The 2,467-nt window shown below is 43.4% G+C and carries 1 protein-coding gene and 1 pseudogene; one reads left to right on the forward strand and one right to left on the reverse strand.

Annotated features, from left to right (window positions below; all coding sequences use genetic code 11):
• Positions 1–99, forward strand: a pseudogene (locus GOB90_RS18570) (IS5/IS1182 family transposase); the annotation flags it as partial.
• A gap of 1 nt (position 100) precedes the next feature.
• On the opposite strand, the gene GOB90_RS18575 reads toward GOB90_RS18570, so the two are convergent.
• Entirely contained in the window at positions 101–2,161 is a 2,061-nt protein-coding gene (locus GOB90_RS18575; protein ID WP_173572218.1) for a two-component regulator propeller domain-containing protein, read from the reverse strand.
• Positions 2,162–2,467 lie beyond the last annotated feature (306 nt).

Here is a 2,467-nt window from a genome sequence, read left to right on the forward strand (position 1 = left end):
ACGAAGGATGTCGAGACAACAATCTCGTCATCCTGCGCATGGTTGATGATTGCCCATATCCGCAGAGTTCTGCGAAAAATCAATCAAACCGCTTTCTGATTCAGGCTCTTAAATCGATTGAGCCCATGTAAGCAGACAATATAACTGTATGAATATCTGGAAGTGACGGTGCAATAAGTTCTGTATCGAGATGAGAAAAACCTATGTCAGTACCTAGCCATAATGAGCCATCGTCATTTTCACTCACTGATCCTTGAATGATCTGATTAGAAATGAGGCCAGAATCAATGTCGAAATGACGCCATCCATTGGATCTCAAAACATTTACGCCATGATTACTTCCAACCCACATCCAGCCCCGGCTATCCCGGAAAATTGAGGTCACCTGTTCAATATGCTGACTTCCGGTGAACAACGACGAGATTACAGCATTACCTTCTTCAGGTAGTGTAATTTGACGTATTCCCCCGATCAGACCCGCGATCCATATTTCATTGGACATGGTGACGGCCATAGAACGACCTTCACCGATTCCAAGATCAAGAAGGTCAACCCGAGGTTCAAAATAATCTGTACCTGATTTTTGCCGAAACAGGACACTATCCGTCAGAATCAGAAGACGTCCGTATTGATCGAAGCGGAGGGCATTAATTCGCCTTTCATTCAGTCCCAGTATTTCAGGCAGGCGAGCTGGTGGATGGACCGGGTCATCTATCCTTATAAGCCCCTGAGCCGTTCCAATCCACAAACGGTCGGCACTATCCAGAGCCATAGCCCCCGTCAACGGCACCTGAGACGCCAGACTGGTTATTTTCTTTGTAATTGGATCTATGTGAATAAGAAAGGAAGTTTTTCCTGCTGCCCAGATTGTGCCATCACCTGCTCGCAACAGAGAAGTTGCATTTATATCATAATGATTAAATTCTGCGAGCCTCCCGCCATTCTCTTTGAGAGAAGCATAGCGGAATATTCCCTTGTCCGTGGCAAGCCACAATGCACCGGAATTATCACGCTTGACGGCTGAAATCATTGCAGCAGGAAACCCCTGATCTGCTCCATAATTTTTCCATTCAGCAAAACCTGCGACACGCATGATTCCATGATCGGATCTGGCAAACCAGATACCATCTTCCCGATCCACAAACGCAACAGAAATTAAGCCTGACTTATACTTCGATAAAAAGTCTGAAGATTCCCATTGCCCCGCCAAAGAGCGAATAAACAGTGTGCTGGCACCCTGAGTGATGACTTGTCCGCCAGCGGTCGAAATCAGAAAAGGATTATATGTTGATGTTCCTGGGATGTTCCCAGGAACATTTTCCAACTCAACTGATTTATCTGTATTAATATGTACAATACGAGTTGTACTACGCGCGATCAGTCCTTTATTTTTATCAGGTATCAGAGCCAGCCATTTATCAGAAGGCACACCTTCGTGTAATCCGAATACAATACTTACGCCATCTTTATAACGGCAAATGGCATCACCACAGGCAAGCCATACAGTTTGTTCTGAAGAAGCAATTGCATAAAGTGGTTTAGTTGCAATTGTGCTTTTTGGCAATCTGATGCCATTTATACTGCCATCTATAAAGCGTTCAACGACAGGCTCACTGCCAGATTTTGGATGAATTCGCCACAAGCCGCCGCCTTTAGCTGGTCCTTCTCCGGCAAGAACAATGAAATCTTTATCCAAAGCAGAAAAATGCAAATGATCCTGAAATTTCAATGAAATTTTATGAAATGACTGCTTGTTCCGAAGCCATACTGTGTGATCCGCTGCAATAAGGAGATTATCATCCTCTCCCCCAGCCAATGCCGTAACATGCGTGAAAGTTCCGGCATTTCCGTTATCGACCCGCGTAAATTCGCCACCGGAACTGACATAAAGTCCTGTTTCTGTTCCTACATACAGAAATCCATCGGTATCCTGCGCAAATCCGTTAATAGTAGCATTTTCAACACCAACTTGCCCATCGAACAGCCTTACAGTCTGCGCAAATGCAAAGCCTGATATGCATTTAAAAAATAAAACAAAAACTAACGTGAGGAATATAAATTTTTTATGAAAAATGTATGCGGAAATCGCCTTTCCCAAAATTATTAAAATACTAATATTGGAATATCGAAATTTGTAAAAAGCAGGGTCTATAATAGACACGATCTCTTAAACTACCTTACGAATTAAATTTCGCCCTTATCATAATAAAAATTGCTTATCAGGTAGTTAAATTTCGCCGGCAATAGTTTTTATAAATAGAACTCTAGATAAATCTAAACTTCCTCTGACAGACTGTCGGGTTGGGTTCATTCAAGGCTGATTAGGAATGGTGACGGTCCTGTCTCATGCGACCTAGAGACGCGCCATTCTTTTGCAGTTGTAAGCGAGGAAGCGAGAGCGACGAAGGTTCGTTCAGTGGTAACTTTTGCAAGCCCCCGCAGATGAAATCTCCTGAACTCCATGATG

The organism is Acetobacter oeni (assembly GCF_011516825.1).
Lineage (GTDB): Bacteria > Pseudomonadota > Alphaproteobacteria > Acetobacterales > Acetobacteraceae > Acetobacter > Acetobacter oeni.